The sequence below is a fragment of the Microbispora amethystogenes genome (assembly GCF_016863015.1).
In the GTDB taxonomy this organism is placed as follows: Bacteria; Actinomycetota; Actinomycetes; order Streptosporangiales; family Streptosporangiaceae; genus Microbispora; species Microbispora amethystogenes.
Window position 1 is genome coordinate 107,310 of the sequence record NZ_BOOB01000014.1, and the last position, 20,463, is coordinate 127,772.

The window sequence follows — 20,463 nt, forward strand, 5'->3', positions numbered from 1 at the left end:
CACGTGAGACCACGACGGCCGGTCGCCCTGGCCCTGCTGGCGGCCGTGTGGGCCGCCACCGCCTGCGGCGCGCAGCGGGGGCCCGGTGAGCAGGACGGCGCGCTCGCCCCCTCCCCGGTCAAGGCGTACGACATCAACCCCCTGCCCCGGGACAAGGTGAAGGACGGCGGCACCCTGCGGTGGGGGCTCGTCGACTTCCCCACCCAGTGGAACCGCAACCACGTCGACGGCGACGGCAACGCGGTCGAGGCCGTGACCGACGCGCTCATGCCGCGCACCTTCCGGTCCGACGAGCGGGGACGGCCGTCCCTCGACACCGATTACGTGACCAACGCCCGGATCACCGCCACCTCTCCCCGGCAGGTCATCACCTACTCGATCAACCCCAAGGCGAGATGGTCGGACGGCAAGCCGATCACCTGGAACGACTTCGCCGCCCAGTGGAAGGCGATGAGCGGGCGCGACCACGACTACCGGGTCGACGCGGCCATCGCCTACGAGAACATCCAGAGCGTGGCCCGGGGATCGAGTGACCGGGAGGTGGTGGTCACCCTCGCCCAGCCGTTCAACGAGTGGCAGTCGCTGTTCACGCCGCTGTATCCCAGCGCGACCAACGCGACGCCGGCCGCGTTCAACTCCGACTGGATCAACCGGATCCCGGTGACCGCCGGGCCGTTCCGGGTGGAGCGGCTCGACGCCAAGGGCAGGACGGTCACCCTCGCCCGCGACCCCGCCTGGTGGGGGAACCGGCCCAAGCTCGACCGCATGGTGTTCCGGACGGTGCGGCCCGACCAGATGGTGCGCGCGTTCACCAAGGGGGACGTCGACGTGTTCGAGGTCGGCCCGTCCCCCGACGACTACGCGCGGGTCAGGGAGGCCTGGGACGCGGTGGTCCGGCAGGCCGCCGGCACGCAGTACCGCCAGTTCACCCTGAACGGCGAGAGCCCGGTCCTGTCCGACGTCCGGGTGCGCCAGGCCGTCGCCGCGGCGCTCGACCGCCGCGCCCTCATGCAGGCCGACCTCAAGGGCCTCGGCTGGCCGACCGTGACCCTGGACAACCACTTCCTCATGAACAGCCAGTACGGCTACCAGGCCAACGCACGGGAGATCGGCGGCTACGACCCGGCCCTGGCCGGCCGGTTGCTCGACCAGGCGGGCTGGAAGATGTCCGGCAAGGCCCGGACGAAGAACGGCAAGCCGCTCACGCTGCGCTTCGTCGTCCCCGACGGGATCCCGCCGAGCCTCGCCGAGGCCCAGGCGGCCGGGCGGATGCTGCAGCGCGTCGGCGTGCGGACCGAGGTGCGCAAGGTGTCCTTCAACGACTTCTTCGGCAAGTACCTCATCCCCGGCGACTTCGACCTCGCCGCCTTCGCCTACCCGAGCACGCCGTACCCGGTGTCCGGCTCCTTCGACGTCTACGCCGACGGGGAGCGCGGCAAGGGCGACGACGTCGAGTGGTACTCCAACCTCGGGCGCAGCGGCAGCAAGCAGATCGACCAGGCGATGTACCGCGCCGGGAGCCTGCTCGACCCCGCCCGGGTGCCCGGCCTGCTCAACGACGCCGACCGGCTGGTCTGGAAGGAGGTCAACGTGCTGCCGCTCTACCAGTGCCCGCAGGGTGTCGTGGTGCGGTCCGCGCTGGCCAACATCGGCGCGGGCGGCTTCTACGACCTCAGGTACGAGGACATCGGCTACGCCTCCTGACAGGCGCCGCCGGGCCGGTCCACCGCCTCCCGGTGGCGGGCCGTGGCCCGGTCGTGAGAGGCCCGGTCGTGAGAGGCCCGGTCGTGAGAGGCCCGCCGTACCAGCCGGAACCGCAGCAGGTCGCCCGGCCGCGCCTGCGCGACCATCGGCAGGTCGGCGGCGGCGACGACGCAGACGACCGGATAACCCCCGGTCGGCGGGTGATCGGCCAGGAACACGATCGGCTGCCCGCCCGGCGGCACCTGGACGGCGCCGAGCGGCATCCCCTCGCTGGCCAGCTCACCGGCCCTGGCCCGCTCCAGCGGGGCGCCCCGCAGCCGCGCCCCGACCCGGTTGCTGTCCGCCGTGACCTCGTACGCCGCCGCGCACAGGGCCGTGAGCGCCTCCGGGACGAACCAGTCGTCGCGCGGCCCCGGCAGCACCCGGACGACCGGGCGGCGGGGCAGCGGCGGCGGGGCGGCGAAATCGGCGAGGATCGCGGCGGCCACGGCCCCGGCGCCGACCGGCAGCGTCGTCCCCGCCCGCAGCGGAGGCGGCCCGATGCCCGACAGAGAGTCGGTCGACCGGCTGCCCAGCACCCGCTCCACGCCGATCCCGTCGCGCACCGCCACGTAGGTCCGCAGGCCCCGGCGGGGCACACCCACCCGCAGCACGCCGCCGGGCGGCACCCACAGCGGCGCGTCCGTCCCGGCCGCCCGCCCGGCCGCCTCCACCGGGCACGGCGCCCCGGTGACCGCGACCCAGGCGCCGGCGGTGAAGCGCAGCGCCGCCCCGCCCAGGGTCAGCTCGATGCCCGCGGCGGTCTCCGCGTTGGCGACCAGCCGGTTCGCCAGCCGCAGGCTCGGCGGGTCGGCCGCCCCCGACCTCGGCACCCCCAGATGGGCGTAGCCGGGCCGCCCGAGGTCCTGCACGGTCGCGTACGGCCCGGGCGCCAGCACCTCGACGCGGGCGGTCACCGTGCCGTCCCCGGCCGGAACCGCACCCGCGTGCCGGGCGGCAGCATCGCCGGCGGCTCGGCCGCCGCGTCCCACACCCGCACGTCCGTACGGCCGAGGAGCCGCCAGCCGCCGGGGGAGGCCGACGGATAGACGGCGGAGTACGACCCGGCGACCGCCACCGAGCCGGGCGGCACGCTGGTGCGGGGCACCGCCAGCCGGGGCACGTGCAGCGCCGGATCCAGGCCGATCAGGTAGGCGAAGCCGGGGGCGAACCCGAGCCACCCCACCGTGAACTCCGAGGCGGCGTGCCGGGCGGCCACCTCCTCGGCCGAAAGGCCGCTGAGCTCGGCCACCTCCGCCAGGTCCTCCCCGTCGTAGACCACCGGGATCTCCACGAGCCGCCCCGGCCCGTCCGCGCCCGCCGGGGCGAGCGCCGTACGCAGGAGCGAGGCGAGCAGCGTCTCCAGGCGCGGCCGGTCGGCGGCGGGGGCCACGACGAGCACGGTCCGCGAGCCGGGCACCACGTCCTCCACCCCCGGCGGGAGATCCGCCCGCAGCAGCGCGTCCAGCCGGTGGGCCGCCTCCAGCGAGCCGGTCTCCACCAGCAGCGCGTGCTCGCCCGCCGCCCGGACGGTCACGTGAACGACCCCACGACGATCCCCGCGTCGATCAGGGCCCGCCGGACGGCCGTGGCGATCCGCACCGAGCCGGGAGTGTCCCCGTGCACGCAGACGGACCGGGCGCCGACCCGCACCTCGCCGCCCTCGATCGTCGTCACCACGCCCTCGACGGCCATCCGCACGGCTCGGGCCGCGACCTCCTCCGGGTCGTGCAGCACCGCGCCCGGCCGCCGCCGCGGCACCAGCGTCCCCTCCGGCGTGTACGCGCGGTCGGCGAAGCACTCGGCCACCGTGGGCACGCCGTGCCGGGCGGCCATCCGCGTCAGAGCCGATCCCGGCAGCGTGAGAATCGGCAGCGGCGAGGCGGCGGGAGCGAAGGACGTGACGGCCGCCACCACGGCCTCCGCCTGCTCCTCGTCACGGCAGGCCCGGTTGTACAGGGCGCCGTGCGGCTTCACGTACGACACCCGCCCGCCCATCGACCTCGCCATCCCGTCGAGCGCGGCGAGCTGGTAGAGCACGTCGGAGCACAGCTCCTCCGGGTCCACCTCCATCTCCCGGCGGCCGAAGCCCGCCAGGTCGCGATAGGAGACCTGGGCGCCGATCGCCACGCCGCGGTCCACCGCCGCCGCGCAGGTCCGGCGGATGATCAGCGGGTCGCCCGCGTGGAAGCCGCACGCCACGTTCGCGCTCGTCACCAGGTCGAGCAGGGCCAGGTCGTCCCCCAGCCGCCAGATCCCGTAGCCCTCCCCGAGATCGGCGTTCAAATCCATCATGTAGGTCATCTGGCGGTCTCCCCGGTCGGCCAGGTCCATCCTGCCGCAGGGGGTGCGGGGGTGGAGAGGTCAGAGGGGAGGTTCGTCGGGGATGTCGGCGATGTCGTCGAGGGCGGCGGCGAGCTCGTCCGGGTGGTCGCCGATGCGCTCGGCGATCTCGATCAGGACGTGCATCACCTCGTGCCGGTCGTGGCCGAGGTCGAGCAGGCGCTGGGCGGCCTCCCACAGCTGGGGCGGGTCGCCGATCCACAGGCGGCTCGCGATCTCCTCGTGCCAGGCCAGGTGCTCCTCCAGGTCGGCACGGTCCAGCTCGCCGGTGTGGTCGATCTCCAGCAGGATCCGCCGGTCCGCCTCGTCCGCCGGGTTGAGCAGGTCGAGGTTGGTCGCGCCGCGCATGCCCTGGAGCAGGGGGAACGCGAAGGCCCGCCGGGCCAGCGCCGACAGGTCGCCGTCGGGCAGCAGCCGTTCCACGAGGGAGCGGTCCAGCCCGAAGGTGGCCGGGTCCCGGTAGGCCTCGGAGAACCGGCCCATCGCCTCCCACACCGCGTCGAGTGTCGCCCGCACGCCCTGCTCCGGCAGCCCGATCCGGGGCCCCGCGAAGCGGACCCACGCCGACAGCACGTGCGGCATCGCGTCCTGCTCGGCCGGGGTCAGCAGGACCTTGCGCGGCAGCCAGTCCAGCAGGAACGTCTCGCACTTGGTGGGGCTGACCCGCGTCGGCCGGCCGAAGTCCTGGTCGCAGCCGTACTCGATGATGTGGTCGGCGCACCGCGAGGCGGCCGACGGGTCCGACAGGTTCTCCGCCGCGTCGGAGGCGAGGAACTCGGCGGCCAGCATCGCCCGGCGGTCGCGGCTGTAGGGGGCCTCGGTGTGCGCGGGGGCGGGCCGCATGCGCCCGGGCGGCAGCGCCTTGATCCGCGCCCGCGCGAAGGCGTGGTAGGCGCTGTAGCTGTCGCTGACCGGCTTCGGCCCCTTGCGGTTGTGCGCGGCGGCCCTGGCGGCCTTCATCGCGAACTCCAGCAGCGCCCGCGCCTGCTGCGGCTCCAGCTCCTCGAACCGGAGCAGCTCGTTGCCGGCCGCCTCCAGCCGTGCCTGGTCGAGCAGCTTGTCGACCTGCGAGGACACCCAGGCGTCCCGGGCCATGCCGCCCATGTTGTAGTCGACGACCACGACCAGCGCGTGCCTGTCCTCGCCGTTGTAGGCGAACGTGCAGACCACGGTGTCCTGGTCGCCGTACACGTCCCTGGAGACGTAGCAGCCGGCCGGCTTGACCGCGCCGACGCGGTCGGCCCAGCCGGGCCGGGGCACGTCGGACTCCATCAGCGCGAGCGCCGCGCCCTCCGCCTTCGCCGCCTGCCGGGCGGTGCCGAGGTAGGCGACGGAGACGAGCAGGGACAGGGCCGCGGGGGTGCCCGCCTTGGCCGCGTAGTCGACCAGGCCCTCGCCGAGGATCTGCTCGACGTCGCCGCCGCGCAGCCGCCTGCCCCACCACGCGCCGAGCATGTCGGAGACCATGAGCTCCGCGTCGAGCGGGCTGCGCACGGCCAGCAGCTCCCTGGCCGCCAGCAGCATCTCCGCGAACACGTCGTCCGGCGGCCGGGTCCCCCGGGGGTCACGTCGGCGCCGGTGACTCACGAGATATCGCTCCGCTCGCTCACGGTCACCACCCTCTCGCATTCGCGGCGGGAAGGGCACCAGGAACGCGGCCCGGTGACTTCCCCGTTATCTGCCGCTCCTGCCCCACTGTGCCGTACGGCCACCGATCGCGCGCCGTACGGGCGCCTCAGCGCCGGGAAGGCGGCGCCGAGTTCACCAGTCCCAGGAGGCGCTCCCGGGCGACCCTACCGGCGATCTCCGGCGTGACGGCCACCCCCAGGTGCTCACCGCAGGCCCAGGCGTCGGCGACGCAACGGGCGACGGTGGGCAGGGGGACGGTCAGGAACTCCGCGGCGAGCCGGGTGACCACCGGTTCCACCAGCTCCCGGAGCCTCGGCTCCGGCGATGGGCCGCCATAGATTCGTGCTGCGAGTACGGGCATCGACTGCATTCCTCGCTGAATGGGGACCTGCCGCCCCCAATTCCACCTCTTTCCCGGGCGGTGTCAACCCTCCGTTCGCCGGCGCGTGGGAAGCTGTGGGCATGCGCATCCGGCTCGCCCAGGATCCCGAGGCCGACGAACTGCTCGGACGCAGTCCGCTGGCGCTGCTGATCGGCATGCTGCTCGATCAGCAGGTCCCGCTGGAGCGGGCCTTCGCCGGCCCCCGCGCGATCGCCGCGCGCCTGGGCCACGACCTGGACGCCCGCGCGATCGCCTCCTACGATCCTGACCGGTTCGCCGCCCTGCTCGCGGACCCGCCCGCCGTCCACCGGTATCCGCGGGCGATGGCGGCCCGCGTCCAGGCACTCGCGGCCCACCTCTCCGAGCACTACGATGGCTCGGCCGAGAAGGTATGGCAGGATGTCCGCGACGGCGCCGATCTGCTGCGCCGGCTGCTGGCCCTCCCCGGATTCGGCCGGCAGAAGGCCCAGATCTTCCTGGCCCTGCTGGGCAAACAGTGCGGTGTGCGCCCGGACGGCTGGCGTGAGGCGGCCGGGCCGTACGGCGAGGAGGGGGTGCACCGGTCGGTGGCCGACGTCGTGGACGCCGCGAGCCTGCAGCTGGTCCGTGCGACCAAGCAGGAGGCGAAGCGGGCGGCCAAGAAGTAGGCCGGATCTTCCTGCGCGAGGTGCCGGTCTTTTGACAGGATGCGTTGACCGCATGGCTGGCGGGGCTTCCGTCCGCGCATGCCGATCGCCGATGATGTAGGGCAGATCGCGCTACCAATCACAGTTATGGAGATGTGCCTCGTGGGAGACGCTGGCACGCGACGGAGGTGCCGACCATGAGCGCCGAAACCTCCGTGCCCCGGCCCCGGGAGTCCGGTTTGGACATCTCAGACTCCGACCTCTTCAGAGGCCTGATGTCGGAGGCGCCCTTCGCCTTCGCGTTTTTCGACCCCTCCGGGCGGTTCGTCCGAGTCAACTCGACCTTCACCGAGTTGACCGGCCATCCTGTCGAGTCGCATCTCGACCGCCTCCCGGCCGAGCTGCTGCCGGCCGACCTGACGGCGCTGATCGAGTCGGCGCTGCGCCGGATCGCCGACGAGGGCCTGCCGGTCACCGACCAGCCGTACCCGACCAGGGCGGAGAACGGCGACGCCCGGCACTGGACCGTGTCGTTCTTCCCGATCCGCGGTGACGACGGCGTGCTCGGGACCGCCCTCTTCGGGGTGGACCTGACCGACCGGCAGATGGACAAGGAAGAGCTGGAGCGCAGCGAGGAGCGCTACCGCTCCCTCGTGGAGTCGCAGCAGCAGCTCGTCTGGATCACCTCGCCGAACGGCGGGGTGATCGAGGACGCGCCCCAGTGGCGGGCCGTCACCGGCCAGGGCCTGGAGGAGTACCTCGCGCACGGCTGGCTGGAGGCGGTGCATCCCGACGACCGCCCCGGCACCGACGAGGCGTGGCGCGAGGCCCTGCGCGGCCGGACCATGTTCGAGTGGAGCTAGCGGGTGCGCACCCGGGCCAGCGGCTACCGGCACTTCGAGGTGCGGGCCGTCCCGATCATGCGGCTGGGCCGCGTGGTGGAGTGGGTCGGCGCGAACACCGACGTCACGCCGCAGCGCGAGGCCGAGGACATGCGGGGACGCCTGACCGACCAGCTCGGCGCGGCCGCCCTGCGCACGGCCCGGCTCCAGGGCGCGACGGCGCAGCTCGCCGAGGCGCTGACGGTCGAGCAGGTGGTGCAGGTGATCATCGACGTCGGGCGGACGGCGCTGGCCGCCGACCACTCGGCCGTCGCCCTCCTCGACGACAACAGGGCCACCCTGAAGGTGATCAACAGCGGTGGCACCCCCGACGCGCCGGGCGAGGACATCGACCTCGCCCATCCCAGCGTCATGACGATGGCGGTGAACAGCCGCAGGCCCGTCTTCGCCGAGTCCCTGGACAGCCTGCGCACCCAGCTCGTGGACGCCGGCGCCGACGAGACGCAGATCGCCAAGTTCCTCGCGCAGACCGAGGAACGGGCCTGGGTGGGCCTGCCGCTGCTCGCGGCCGGCCGTGCGCTCGGCGCGCTGCGGTTCTCGTTCAACCGGTCACAGAAGATCTCGCAGGAGGACGGCGTCTTCCTGGAGGCGCTCGCCGGTCAGTGCGCGCTCGCGGTCGAGCGGGCCACGCTGTTCGAGCGTGAGCACCGGACCGCTGAAACGTTGCAGCGGAGCCTGCTGCCCGACCGGCTGCCGGTGGTGCGCGGCCTGGCTCTGGCCCAGCGCTTCCGCTCCGGCTCCCGGCACGTGCAGGTCGGCGGCGACTGGTACGACGCGTTCGTCCTGCAGGACGGCCGGGTCGCGGCCGTCGTCGGCGACGTCATGGGCAAGGGCGTCAAGGCCGCCGCCGGGATGGGCCGGATCCGCAACGCCATGCGTGCCCTCGCCCTGACCAATCCGCCGCCCGCGGCGGTGCTCACCGGCCTGGACCGGGTGTTCGAGGCCACCGAGGAGGAAGAGCAGGTCACGACGCTGGCCTACATGGTCGTCGAGCCTGGGACCGGAGAGGGCATGCTGGCGCTGGCCGGTCACCCGCCGCCGCTGCTGGTCTCGCCGCAGGGCGTCGGCCTGCTGCACGAGAGCGAGCCCGGGACCCCGCTTGGCTGGGCCACCAGCCGTAAGCAGGGCCGGTTCTGTGTGCCTCCGGGGCACACCGCCGTGCTGTACTCGGACGGGCTCGTGGAAAACCGCAAGCGCGGTCTGGACGCCGGGCTCAGGGAGCTCTCAAGCGTCGTGGCCGAAGCGCCGCCGGAAGTCGTGAGTCAGCCGCATATGCTGCTCGATTTCCTGGTGGAGCGGATGCTGGCCGGGTATGAACAGGATGACGACGTAACGGTACTCGCGGTCCACGTCCCATCGGCCACGAAGAGTGACTGAATGAAACAGTCATAACGGTTGCTTTCGGGTATCAGTGACCTCCGTCCGTACGCAGTAGTCTCTCGGTCGGCCTAGGGTGGAGGAGCAACCGGCGGGACGCGGCCGTATCACGGACCTTGGCGTGCCACAATGGCATGTCGCGGTTCGCGCGACCACACCACCGGAAAAGAAGAAGAACCTGGGTCCATTCTCGCCATGCGTTCGTTCGAGAGGTGTTCGTGTCGCCTGCAAGTTCGACTCGCTCGAAGCCGTCGGAGCTGAACGAGCCAGTGATTCAGCAGCTCCTCGAGCGTGGGCGCTCGCAGGGTTTCCTCGAGTCCGAGGATGTCCGCAAGGCCTTCGAGGAAGCGGACATCCCGATGTCGCAAGCCGCTGGATTCCTGCGAAGCCTCAGCAAGGAGGGCGTGACCGTCGTGGTGACGGCCGCCGACTCCGCGGCTCCCAAGCGTTCTCGAGGTCAAGCCAAACGCCGCACCACCGCGCCCGTCAAGAAGACCACCAAGTCCGCGGCGGCCAAGGAGTCGCAGCCGGAGACCGTCACCGCGGTGGTGACCGACTCCGCGCCGGCCGCCAAGCCTGCGGCGAAGAAGGCGGCCCCGGCCAAGCCCGGCGCGGCGGCGGCCAAGCCGGCTCCCGGCAAGCCCGCTCCGCCGAAGAAGGCCGCGCCTGCGGCCAAGGACGCCACGGCGGCCCCCGCCGCCGGCCCCGAGGGCAAGGCGCCCAAGGCCGATTCCAAGCCCAAGTCCGCCGACGTCGCCGAGGACGAGGAGGACATCGACCTCGAGGGTGACGTCGACATCGAGGACTTCGAGCTGGACGTCGAGGACGTCGAGATCGAGGCCGAGGCGGAGACCGAGGAGACCGAGACCGAGACCGAGGCGGAGACCGAGGGCGAGGAGCCCAAGGCCGAGGCGCTCGTGCAGTCCGAGGACGAGGTGCTGATCCTCACCGACGACGATGACGACGCTCCCGTCGCGCAGGTCGCGGCGGCCGGCGCCACCGCCGACCCGGTGAAGGACTACCTCAAGCAGATCGGCAAGGTGCCCCTGCTCAACGCCGAGCAGGAGGTCGAGCTCGCCAAGCGGATCGAGGCCGGCCTGTTCGCCGAGGAGCAGCTCGCCCAGGAGGCCGACAACCTCCCGGTCGACGTCCGCGCCGAACTGGAGTGGATCGCCGAGGACGGCCACCGCGCCAAGAACCACCTGCTGGAGGCCAACCTCCGCCTGGTCGTGTCGCTGGCCAAGCGCTACACCGGGCGCGGGATGCTGTTCCTGGACCTGATCCAGGAGGGCAACCTGGGCCTGATCCGCGCGGTCGAGAAGTTCGACTACACCAAGGGCTACAAGTTCTCCACGTACGCCACGTGGTGGATCCGGCAGGCGATCACCCGGGCCATGGCCGACCAGGCGCGGACCATCCGCATCCCGGTCCACATGGTCGAGGTGATCAACAAGCTGGCCCGGGTCCAGCGGCAGATGCTGCAGGATCTCGGCCGCGAGCCCACGCCCGAGGAGCTGGCCCGCGAGCTCGACATGACCCCTGAGAAGGTCATCGAGGTGCAGAAGTACGGCCGCGAGCCGATCTCCCTGCACACGCCGCTGGGCGAGGAGGGCGACAGCGAGTTCGGCGACCTCATCGAGGACTCCGAGGCCATCGTCCCGGCCGACGCGGTCAGCTTCACGCTGCTGCAGGAGCAGCTGCACTCCGTTCTCGACACGCTGTCGGAGCGGGAGGCGGGCGTGGTGTCGATGCGTTTCGGTCTCACCGACGGCCAGCCGAAGACCCTCGACGAGATCGGGAAGGTCTACGGCGTGACCCGCGAGCGGATCCGCCAGATCGAGTCGAAGACGATGTCCAAGCTGCGCCACCCGTCCCGGTCCCAGGTGCTGCGCGACTACCTCGACTGAGACACGAGTCGATCGTCCTTCGGCCCCGCGGGGAAGGCCGGGGGACGATTAACTTTTCCGTAACATCGTGGTAGCACCACGGGCACGCTGTCGCTCCTAGGCTCGCGCCTCATGGGAGTGATCGAAGTGGATCGGGCACGTGCTCGGGGGCCACGAATGATCCCGGACCGCCCGTGGGCGGACACCATCCTCGACGAGGCGGTCATCTCCGCCCAGCGGGGAGACATCGGACCAGCCATCGCCGCTCTCGCCGCGAGCAGGGGCGACCCGGAGACCCGGTCGCTGCGGGTGGAGGCGCTGTCCCGCGCCCTCATCGGCGCGAGCCGGTTCATCGAGGCGCAGCTCGCCTACGACCAGGGCAATCCCGACCTGTGGCTGTGGCTGGGGCGGACCCGGCTGGAGGAGGCCTGGGAACTTCGGCCCGACGTCCGGGCCAGAGCCGTGCAGGCCGACCGGCTGCACGCCTACCAGTCGGCGATGGAGGGCGCGAGGCAGCCGCTGCTGGCGGCGGCCGGGCTCGCCTCCGGCGACCCGGTGCCGTGGGAGTGCCTGATGTGGCTGGCCGTCGGGCTGGACCGGCCGCGGGCCGACAAGGACGCGGTCTGGCACGAGTGCTCGCGGCGGTGGCCGTCGCTCTACTCCGCGGCGGTGGTCCGCCTGATCACCCTGTCGCCGGGCTGGGGCGGCTCCGCCCAGGAGACGCTCGCCTTCGCCCGCTCGGCCGCCGCGCACGCTCCCGAGGGCAGCCCGCTCCCGGCGCTGGTCCCGCTGGCCCACTTCGAGATCACCGCCGCCGGCCGGGCGCCGATGTCCCGGGGAGGATGGTTCCCCTTCGAGGCGCAGCGCGACATCGTCTCGGCCGCCGGGCACTGGTCGGAGCGGCGGTTCGGCGGCGCGCACCCCCGGTCGATCGAGGCGCACAACGCCTTCGGCGCCGCCTTCTTCCTCGCCGACCTGCGCCGCCCGGCGCGCGCGCACCTCAGCAGGACGGACGGCCGCTTCAGCCGCCTGCCCTGGTCGCACCTCGGCGATCCCGCTCAGCAGTACCGCCGGGCCTGCGCCCGGCTCAACCTCTGACTCACTCGCCCACGATCACGTCGAGGGTCCGCGGCCGGTTCCCTCCGGCGGGCGCGGCCAGCTCGACCCGGTGCCCCAGCCCCGCCAGCAGGTCGGCGAGGTCGCCGGCCGTACGCGGCCGGTCGGGGGTCTCGACCAGCGAACGGGCGACCACGCCGCGCGTGGCCTTCGCCATGTGGCTGACGACCGTCCGCTTCCCGGCCGCCTCCCTGAGCACCCGTACGGCCACGCCGCGTTCGCCGGGCTGCCAGGCGGCGGTGTACGTCGCGGACCGCAGGTCCACCACCAGGCCCTTCGTCGCGTCGAGCACCGCGCCGATCGACGGCCGCCAGAACGCGGCCAGGCCGCCCATCGGCGGCAGCCGTACGCCCATGGACAACCGATAGGGCGGCACCCGGTCGGAGGGGCGCAGCAGGCCCCACAGGCCGGAGAACACGATGATCCGCCGGTCGGCCCGCCGCCGTGCCTCGGGGGAGAGGGCGCCGAGGCCGAGGTTGTCGTACAGCACGCCCGTGTAGAGGTCGGCCACGGGCAGCGTGCGTGCCGCGGGCAGCGCCCGGTTGCGCTCGATCTCCCCGGCCTGCCCGTCCGACAGGCCCAGCACGTCGCGCGCCTCGGGCGTGTGGCAGAGCGAGACGAGGGCGTCGAGGACCTTCTCGCGCGGGGAGGCGAGTTCGGGGAAGCTCAGCCGGCGGGCGCGGGAGGTCCCCCGCTCGGCCTTCCCCTCCGACGGAGGCAGCAGGATGAGCACGATCCCGCAGCTTACTGCGCCCCCGCCGGCGAGGCTCCCGGTCGGGGAGCGGCGGCGGTGCGGTGCTCACTCCCGCCCGGTCTCCACCGCCTTGAGCACGGCCTCCGCGATCGAGCGCGGATCCACCCCGAAGTGCCTGCGGACCGCCTCACGGGTGCCCGACAGCCCGAACCCGTCGGTGCCGAGCGAGGTCCACGGCCGGTCGATCCACGGGCTGATCTGGTCCGGTACGGCACGCATCCAGTCGCTGACCGCGATCACCGGTCCCGAGGTCCCGGCCAGGGCCTGCCGGATGTACGGCACACCGGTCGTGGTCATGGCGTCGCGGCGCAGCTCACTCCAGGAGGTGACGGACCACACGTCCACGCCCACGCCGTACTCCTCCCGGAGCAGGCGCTGCGCGGCCAGCGCCCAGTGGATCGCGGTGCCGCTGGCCAGCAGGTGAGCGTCACCGCCGCCGGCGGAGTACCGGTAGACGCCCCGGAGGATGCCCTCCTCGGCTCCCTCGGGCATCGGGGGCTGCGGCAGCGGCTCGTTGTAGAGGGTCAGGTAGTAGAACACGTCCTCGCCGCCCGGGCCGTACATGCGCCGGAGCCCCTCGCGCACGATCGTCCCCACCTCGTAGGCGAAGGCGGGATCGTAGGCCAGGCACGCGGGGTTGGCGGAGGCGAGGAGCTGCGAGTGGCCGTCGGCGTGCTGCAGGCCCTCACCGGTCATCGTGGTCCGGCCGGCGGTCGCGCCGACGAGGAACCCGCGGCCGAGCTGGTCGGCCAGCGCCCACATCTGGTCGCCGGTGCGCTGCCAGCCGAACATCGAGTAGAAGATGTAGAAGGGGATCATGACCTCGCCGTGGGTGGCGTAGCTGGAGGCCGCGGCGGTGAACGACGCCATCGACCCGGCCTCGGTGATGCCTTCCAGCAGGATCTGCCCGTCGGTCGCCTCCTTGTACGACAACAGCAGGTCCCGGTCGACGGACTCGTAGCGCTGGCCCAGCGGCGAGTAGATCCTGGCCGTGGGGAACAGCGACTCCATGCCGAACGTCCTGGCCTCGTCCGGCACGATCGGCACCCAGCGGCGTCCCGTCTCCGGCTCCTTCATCAGGTCCTTGACGAGGCGGACGAAGGCCATCGTCGTGGCCACGGGCTGCTTCGAGCCCTCCTCCAGGGCGCGGAACGCCGCCTCGCCCGGGGCTGGCAGAGGGCGGTGGGAGACGCTGCGGCGGGGGATGGGCCCGCCCAGGTCGCGCCGCTGCCCGGCGGCGTACCGCGCCTCCGGCGAGTCCGGCCCGGGGTGCAGGTACGGCGGCAGGTCGCCGTCGAGAGCCTCGTCCGGGACCGGCAGGCCGAGCCGGTCGCGCAGGGCGCGGAACTCGTCCTGGGTGAGCTTCTTCATCTGGTGGTTGGCGTTGCGCGCCTCGATCCCCGCGCCGAGGGTCCAGCCCTTCACCGTCTGCACGAGGACCACCGTGGGCGCGCCCCGGTTGTCCAGGGCCCTGCGGTAGGCCGCGTACACCTTCCGCGGCTCGTGGCCCGCCCGCGACCCGCCGACGACGCGCCGCAGGTCCTCGTCCGTGTACGGCACGTCGAGGCCCTGGAACAACCGCTCCCTGATGTAGGAGCCCGCCGAGGCGGCGAACGTCTGGAACTGCCCGTCCGGCACCTCGCCCAGCCGGGCCACCAGTTCGTCCGAGCGGAGCAGCTCGTCCCATTCCCGGCCCCACAGCGCCTTGACGACGTGCCAGCCCGCGCCCGTGAAGACGCTTTCGAGCTCCTGCACGACGCGGGTGTTGCCCCGCACCGGCCCGTCGAGCCGCTGGAGGTTGCAGTTGATCACGAACGTGAGGTTGTCGAGTCCTTCGCGGGCGGCCAGGGTGAGGGCGGCCGTGGACTCCGGCTCGTCCATCTCGCCGTCGCCGAGGAAGGCCCACACGTGGCTGCGCGAGGTGTCCTTGATGCCGCGATTGTGCAGATAGCGGTTGAACCTGGCCTGGTAGACCGCGTTGAGCGGCCCAAGCCCCATCGAGACGGTGGGGAACTGCCAGAAGTCCGGCATGGACCGCGGATGCGGGTACGACGGCAGCCCGCCCTCGGGCTCGCGCCGGAACAGGTCGAGCTGGGATTCGCTCAGCCTGCCCTCCAGGAAGGCCCGCGCGTAGACGCCCGGGGAGGCGTGGCCCTGGAAGTAGACCTGGTCGTGCCCGGCGTGGAAGAAGTGGTTGAAGCCCACCTCGTACAACCAGGCGGCCGAGGCGTAGGTCGCCAGGTGGCCGCCGAGCCCCAGCCGGCTTCCCCTGGTGATCATCGCCGCGGCGTTCCACCGGTCGTACGCGGCGATGCGTTCCTCCAGCTCAAGGTCACCCGGATAGACCGGCTCCTCGTCCGTCGGCACGGTGTTGAGGTAGCGGGTGCTCGTGGCCAGCCGCCTCAGCAGGTAACCGGCCCGTTCGGGGCCGGCCGCACGACGCACCGCCTCGAGGGATTCGAGCCATTCGGCGGTCTCCTGGGGATTCGTGTCTACGTCCATGGATCCATTAAACACCCAATGATCGATCATAGGATGTATGCCCTGCGGCCTATCATCGGTCTCGTGGAACCCGTCGTGCGGTCGCCGCTTCGCGACCAGATCCGGCAAGCCGTGCTCGACGGCCTGATCAGCGGGCGATGGAAGCCCGGTGACCGCCTCGTCGAGCGGCGCATGGCGGCCGAGTTGAGCGTCAGCCAGGCCCCGGTGCGCGAGGCGCTGCGCGAGCTGGAGGCCCTCAGGCTCATCGAGTCCGCGCCCAACAAGGGCGCGCGGGTCCGCAGGCTCACCCGGAGCGATCTCCGCGAGGTGTACGAGGTGCGGGCGGGCCTGGAGGAGACGGCCGTCCGGCTGGGCACGCCCCGCGTGGAGCCGCTGCGTGCGCATCTGCGCCGCCTGCACGAGGCGGCGGCCGCCGGTTCCCTGCACGATCAGGTGCGGCACGGCGTCGCCTTCCACCGTGAGATCGTGAAGGCCTCGGGCAACACGGTGCTGCTGTCGGTGTGGGAGTCGCTCGGCATCGAGGTGTGGACCCACCTGTCGATCCGCCTCTTCCGGACGCACCCGCACGAGAACGCCGCCGACCACGAACCTCTCGTGGAGGCGTTCGAACGGGGCGACCCCGAGGCGGGTGTCCTGCTCCGCGAGCACGTGCTCGGCTACGCCCCGGCCGAGCCCTGAACCCGGAGCGGTGCGGGCCGGTTAGGCTGCGGCGGGTGAGTCAGGACACGGCGGAGTTCGACCTGCTGGTGGACGAGGGCTGGCCGGCGCCGGGACGGATGGGGGAGGGAACCTGGGTCTACCGCCACGCGGGCGGGGTGACGAAGCGGGCCAACTCGGTGCTGCCGCTGGGGGAGCGGGCGGACCTGCCGGAGGCGGTGGACCGGGCCGAGCGCTTCTACGCGGACATCGGCCTGCCGTGCGTGTTCTCCGTGGGCATGGGCGCGACGCCGGGGCTCGACGGGGAACTCGACCGCCGGGGATACCGGCTGGTGGACCCCACCCTGGTGATGACCGGGCCGCTGTCCCCCGGCTCGCAGGACGTGGAAGTGGCGGGTACGCCGTCCGAGCGGTGGCTGCGTGCCTGGTGGAGCGTGGACGGCGGGCGGCGGAGCGCCACCGGGGACGTCCCGGCGCGGGTGTGGGCCGAGCGGATCGTCACCGGGGTTCCCGCCGGCTACGTCCTCCTCAGCGATGGCGCCTCTGAGGACGGCGACGCGGTGGGCCGGGGCGTACCGCAGGGCCGTTGGCTGGGGATCTACTGCATGGCCGTCCAGCCGCACGCCAGGCGGCGCGGGCTGGGCGGGGCCGTGCTGCGCGCACTGACCGCCTGGGGACGGCGGCAGGGCGCGGACAGTGCCTACCTGGTGGTCACGGAGGCCAACACCGCGGCCCGCGCGCTCTACGAGCGGGAGGGCTTCGGCGTCGCCGGCCGCTACCACTACCGCGTGCGGCCCTGACGGGCGCCGCGGTCAGGTCAGGTACGGCGGGACGGCATGAGACGGACGGGGAATCGAGGGAATCTATGGTGACGGCGCACGGAGCCGACGTCGTCGTCGTGATGCTCCGGCACGCCGTCTATGGGGTCAGCGCTCGCCGTCAGGGGCGATCGCGGGGGATGCGGAGAGTCGGGCCGACTCGTCCTGGATCTCAGCACCTTTGCCGCGCAGGACAGCCACGTGCTGACGCCCGTGGTGGGCGCAGAACAGCAGCTCCCCGCCCACGGGCAGGGTCGCGCGGATGTAGGCCTGAGCACCGCACCGGTCACACCGGTCCAGGGCCGTCAGCGGCTTGGCGGGGGCGAGAGCTCCAGTCACGTATCGCCTTTCGGGTCGCCCCACGGATGCGGGGTCGTTGGCGTCAGTCACTTGGGACAACATCTAACCGGATGCGGGCGTTCCCAATCATGCTCCGGCTACGCCCAGAGCAGAATGCCCCTGGAAGTGACGGGGATCACAGCGGAAGTGCCGGTCAACCCGCTGTGCCTGGCAAGCTTGTACGCGTACAAACGGAAGTGACGTTAAGCTGCGTACGCGTGTTCGATTGATAAGTGGGAGCTGGGTGTGACTGCGGTTCGCGCGGAGACGGGGTACACCGCCCGTCATCTCTCTGTGCTCGAAGGCCTTGAGGCCGTCCGCAAGCGCCCGGGGATGTACATCGGTTCCACCGACACACGCGGTCTCATGCACTGCCTGTGGGAGATCGTGGACAACGCGGTCGACGAGGCGCTGGGCGGCTTCTGCACCCGGATCGAGGTCGAGTTGCACCGCGACGGCTCGATCGAGGTGCGCGACGACGGGCGCGGCATCCCCGTCGACGTCGAGCCCAAGACCGGCCTGGCCGGAGTCGAGCTGGTCTACACGAAGCTGCACGCGGGCGGCAAGTTCGGCGGCGGCTCCTACGGCGCCTCCGGCGGCCTGCACGGCGTGGGCGCCTCGGTGGTCAACGCGCTGTCCTCGCGCCTCGACGTCGAGGTCGACCGCGACGGCCGGATTCACCAGATCAGCTTCCGGCGGGGAGTGCCGGGCCTGTTCGACGGCGACGGCCCCACCGCGAAGTTCCGCAAGAAGTCCGGCCTGCGCGACGGCGGCGCCGTCCCCGGCAGGGCCACCGGCACCCGCGTCCGCTTCTGGGCCGACCGCCAGATCTTCCTGCCCGAGGCAGAGGTCTCGCTCGACGAGATCCACGTGCGGCTGCGCCAGACGGCCTTCCTGGTGCCGGGGCTCACCCTCGTCGTACGGGACAGCCGGGGCGAGGAGGAGCCGGCCGAGGAGACCTTCCGCTTCGACGGCGGCATCAGCGAGTTCACCGAGTTCCTCGCCCGTGACGAGGCCGTGTGCGAGGTCCTGCGGCTGCAGGGCGTGGGCCACTTCCACGAGACCGTCCCCGTGCTCGACGACCAGGGCCACATGACGTCGACGGAGGTCGAGCGGGAGCTCACCGCCGACGTCGCGATCCGCTGGGGCAAGGGCTACGACACGACCGTCCGGTCCTTCGTGAACGTGATCGCCACGCCGAAGGGCGGCACCCACGTCGCCGGGTTCGAGCGGGCGCTGGTCCGCACGGTCAACGAGCAGCTCCGGGAGACCCGGCTGCTGAAGAACGGCGACGAGCCGGTCACCAAGGAGGACATCCTCGAAGGCCTGACCGCGGTCGTCACCGTGCGGGTGCCCGAGCCGCAGTTCGAGGGCCAGACCAAGGAGGTGCTCGGCACCTCGGCGGCCAGCCGGATCGTCGCCCATGTCGTCTCCCGGGAGCTCAAGGCGCTGTTCGCCAACCCCAAGCGGGTACAGAAGCAGCAGCTGCGCGCGGTCCTGGAGAAGGTCGTCGCCGCCGCCAAGGCCCGGATCGCGGCGCGGGAGCACCGGGACAACCAGCGGCGCAAGTCCGCCCTGGAGAACTCGGCGCTGCCGGCCAAGCTGGTGGACTGCCGCAGCGACGACGTGGACCGCAGCGAGCTGTTCATCGTGGAGGGCGACTCCGCGCTGGGCACCGCGAAGCTGGCCCGTGACTCGGAGTTCCAGGCCCTGCTGCCCATCCGAGGCAAGATCCTCAACGTGCAGAAGGCGTCGGTCGCCGACATGCTCAAGAACGCCGAGTGCGCCGCGATCATCCAGGTTGTGGGCGCGGGCTCCGGGCGTTCGTTCGACATCGCGTCCGCCCGGTACGGCAAGATCATCCTGATGGCCGACGCGGACGTGGACGGCGCGCACATCCGGTGCCTGCTGCTGACGCTCTTCCACCGGTACATGAAGCCGATGGTCGAGGCCGGGCGGGTGTTCGCCGCGGTGCCGCCGCTGCACCGCATCGAGGTCACCAACCCGGGGCGCGGCCAGGACAAGTACGTCTACACCTACAGCGACGCCGAGCTGCACAAGGTGCTGCGCGACCTGGAGCGGCGCGGCAAGCGCTGGAAGGACCCGGTGCAGCGCTACAAGGGCCTCGGCGAGATGGACGCCGACCAGCTCGCCGAGACGACCATGGATCCCCGCCACCGCGTCCTGCGCCGGGTGCGCATCGAGGACGTGGAGGAGGCCGAGCGCATCTTCAGCCTCCTCATGGGCAGCGACGTGGGCCCGCGCCGCGAGTTCATCATCGGCAGCGCCGCCGAGGTCGACCGCGACCACATCGACGCCTGACCCGGCGCCCGCACGGCGGGCGCCGGCTCATCCCCGCCTGGTCAGCATCGCTGGGCGCTGAGGAAGTCGGCCTCCGGGAAGTAGCCGACGTGCTCGCAGAAGTAGCTTCCTGACGGGATGGTGACGGTCCCGTAGGGGCCGGTGCCCGACCCGGTGCAGCCGCTGCCGAAGATGTAGTAGCCCAGCAGGTCGGACATCAGGTACCGGGTGCCGCTCGTGCAGGTGTAGTTGGCGTCCAGGGCCGCGGCGGGGGCGGCGGTGACGGCGGTCACCAGCACGGCGGCGGCGCAGATCGTGAGCGCGCGTTTGAACGGAGCGTTCATGGGGGGTGTCCTTTACCGGGGAGGAAGGTGCGGACGCCTGCATCCCTACCCGGCCGGCTCCGGGCCGATCCGCCACGCGGTGTCCGGAAGCGGTCACCCCCCCGGGACGCGGCCATGACCACCGGAGGCCGCGTCAGGGCTTGACCTCGCGCAGCCGCCCGGTCTCGACCTCGTAGACGAAGCCCCGCACCGAGTCCTTGTGCGGGATGAACGGGTCGGCCGTGATCCGGTTGATCGACTGGATGACGTCCGCGTCCAGGTCGGGGAACGCCTCGGCGGCCCAGTCGGGCCTGATCCCGACCTCGGCCTCGATGTCCCGCCGGAAGCCGTCGTCGGTGAAGGTCAGCATGCCGCAGTCGGTGTGGTGGATGAGGATGATCTCCCGGGTGCCGAGCAGGCGCTGGCTGATCGCCAGGCTGCGCCGCTCGTCGGCGGTCACCACCCCTCCGGCGTTGCGGATCACATGGGCGTCGCCTTCGCTCAGCCCGAGCAGGCCGTACACGTTGAGCCGGGCGTCCATGCAGGCGAGGACCGCCACGCCCCGGGCGGGCGGCAGCGGCAGGTGCCCCTTGTCGAATCCGGCGGCGTACCGCTCGGCGTTGGCGAGGAGTTCGTCGGTGACGCTCATGTGCTGCCCTTCCCGATCGCTGACATGGTCGACCTCACCTTTGCCGGTTATTCCTACCAAGTCAATAGGTAAAGTTGCGGAGAGTGAGTAGAGGGCGACCGAGCGCCCGGATTTCC

At 72.2% G+C, this 20,463-nt stretch carries 17 protein-coding genes and 1 pseudogene; 8 read left to right on the forward strand and 10 right to left on the reverse strand.

Annotated features, from left to right (window positions below; genetic code table 11):
* Window positions 1-3: 3 nt before the first annotated feature.
* Window positions 4-1,704 (forward strand): ABC transporter family substrate-binding protein, encoded by a 1,701-nt coding sequence (locus Mam01_RS10085; protein WP_204285114.1) that lies wholly within the window; start codon window positions 4-6, stop codon window positions 1,702-1,704.
* Here the strand turns inward: Mam01_RS10085 and Mam01_RS10090 are convergent.
* The 5 genes from Mam01_RS10090 to Mam01_RS10110 form a co-directional block, all read right to left on the reverse strand.
* Window positions 1,692-2,660, reverse strand: a complete 969-nt coding sequence (locus Mam01_RS10090) for a 5-oxoprolinase subunit C family protein (protein WP_204285115.1) — start codon at window positions 2,658-2,660, stop codon at window positions 1,692-1,694. The genes Mam01_RS10085 and Mam01_RS10090 overlap by 13 nt on opposite strands.
* A complete protein-coding gene (locus tag Mam01_RS10095; protein ID WP_204285116.1) occupies window positions 2,657-3,280 on the reverse strand; it encodes a 5-oxoprolinase subunit B family protein in 624 nt (207 codons plus the stop codon). The genes Mam01_RS10090 and Mam01_RS10095 overlap by 4 nt, the downstream gene beginning before the upstream one ends.
* Window positions 3,277-4,047, reverse strand: a complete 771-nt coding sequence (locus Mam01_RS10100; protein ID WP_239101185.1) for a LamB/YcsF family protein — start codon at window positions 4,045-4,047, stop codon at window positions 3,277-3,279. Before Mam01_RS10100 ends, Mam01_RS10095 begins: the two co-directional genes overlap by 4 nt.
* Window positions 4,048-4,107: 60 nt before the next feature.
* Complete coding sequence (locus Mam01_RS10105; RefSeq protein WP_239101216.1) at window positions 4,108-5,610, reverse strand: hypothetical protein; 1,503 nt, start codon at window positions 5,608-5,610, stop codon at window positions 4,108-4,110.
* Window positions 5,611-5,821: 211 nt separating this feature from the next.
* Window positions 5,822-6,076, reverse strand: a complete 255-nt coding sequence (locus tag Mam01_RS10110) for a hypothetical protein (RefSeq protein WP_191909983.1) — start codon at window positions 6,074-6,076, stop codon at window positions 5,822-5,824.
* Window positions 6,077-6,177: 101 nt separating this feature from the next.
* Here Mam01_RS10110 and Mam01_RS10115 point away from each other — a divergent pair, with 101 nt between their 5' ends.
* From Mam01_RS10115 to Mam01_RS10130, 4 genes and pseudogenes are all read left to right on the forward strand, one after another.
* Window positions 6,178-6,744, forward strand: coding sequence for an HhH-GPD-type base excision DNA repair protein (locus Mam01_RS10115; RefSeq protein WP_204285117.1), 567 nt, complete (start codon window positions 6,178-6,180; stop codon window positions 6,742-6,744).
* A 176-nt stretch (window positions 6,745-6,920) separates the two neighbouring features.
* Window positions 6,921-9,002, forward strand: a pseudogene (locus Mam01_RS10120) (SpoIIE family protein phosphatase).
* Between the two features lie 218 nt (window positions 9,003-9,220).
* Window positions 9,221-10,909, forward strand: coding sequence for an RNA polymerase sigma factor (locus Mam01_RS10125; protein ID WP_150932330.1), 1,689 nt, complete (start codon window positions 9,221-9,223; stop codon window positions 10,907-10,909).
* A 156-nt stretch (window positions 10,910-11,065) separates the two neighbouring features.
* The gene (locus tag Mam01_RS10130; protein WP_239101186.1) at window positions 11,066-11,986 is read left to right on the forward strand and encodes a hypothetical protein; all 921 of its coding nucleotides are present in this window, start codon (window positions 11,066-11,068) and stop codon (window positions 11,984-11,986) included.
* Window position 11,987: 1 nt separating this feature from the next.
* On the opposite strand, the gene Mam01_RS10135 is transcribed toward Mam01_RS10130, so the two are convergent.
* Window positions 11,988-12,737: a YaaA family protein gene (locus tag Mam01_RS10135; protein WP_204285119.1), complete on the reverse strand. Its 750-nt coding sequence runs from the start codon at window positions 12,735-12,737 to the stop codon at window positions 11,988-11,990.
* 66 nt (window positions 12,738-12,803) lie between these two features.
* Window positions 12,804-15,260, reverse strand: coding sequence for a pyruvate dehydrogenase (acetyl-transferring), homodimeric type (gene aceE, locus Mam01_RS10140; RefSeq protein WP_239101187.1), 2,457 nt, complete (start codon window positions 15,258-15,260; stop codon window positions 12,804-12,806).
* A 63-nt stretch (window positions 15,261-15,323) separates the two neighbouring features.
* Here aceE and Mam01_RS10145 point away from each other — a divergent pair, with 63 nt between their 5' ends.
* Together Mam01_RS10145 and Mam01_RS10150 are read left to right on the forward strand one after the other, a co-directional pair.
* Complete coding sequence (locus tag Mam01_RS10145) at window positions 15,324-15,938, forward strand: GntR family transcriptional regulator (protein ID WP_239101188.1); 615 nt, start codon at window positions 15,324-15,326, stop codon at window positions 15,936-15,938.
* A 35-nt stretch (window positions 15,939-15,973) separates the two neighbouring features.
* Window positions 15,974-16,717: a GNAT family N-acetyltransferase gene (locus Mam01_RS10150; RefSeq protein ID WP_239101189.1), complete on the forward strand. Its 744-nt coding sequence runs from the start codon at window positions 15,974-15,976 to the stop codon at window positions 16,715-16,717.
* A 126-nt stretch (window positions 16,718-16,843) separates the two neighbouring features.
* On the opposite strand, the gene Mam01_RS10155 is transcribed toward Mam01_RS10150, so the two are convergent.
* Window positions 16,844-17,074: a DUF7455 domain-containing protein gene (locus Mam01_RS10155; protein ID WP_150932318.1), complete on the reverse strand. Its 231-nt coding sequence runs from the start codon at window positions 17,072-17,074 to the stop codon at window positions 16,844-16,846.
* 246 nt (window positions 17,075-17,320) lie between these two features.
* On the opposite strand from Mam01_RS10155, the gene Mam01_RS10160 reads away from it, so the two are divergent.
* On the forward strand, window positions 17,321-19,396 hold the full coding sequence (locus Mam01_RS10160; RefSeq protein WP_204285121.1) for a DNA gyrase/topoisomerase IV subunit B: 2,076 nt from the start codon (window positions 17,321-17,323) through the stop codon (window positions 19,394-19,396).
* Window positions 19,397-19,437: 41 nt separating this feature from the next.
* Here the strand turns inward: Mam01_RS10160 and Mam01_RS10165 are convergent, their stop codons facing one another.
* Complete coding sequence (locus tag Mam01_RS10165) at window positions 19,438-19,719, reverse strand: hypothetical protein (RefSeq protein ID WP_204285122.1); 282 nt, start codon at window positions 19,717-19,719, stop codon at window positions 19,438-19,440.
* Window positions 19,720-19,852: 133 nt separating this feature from the next.
* Window positions 19,853-20,347 carry a beta-class carbonic anhydrase gene (locus Mam01_RS10170; protein ID WP_204285123.1) on the reverse strand — a complete coding sequence of 165 codons (495 nt, stop codon included), beginning with the start codon at window positions 20,345-20,347 and terminating at the stop codon, window positions 19,853-19,855.
* Window positions 20,348-20,463 lie beyond the last annotated feature (116 nt).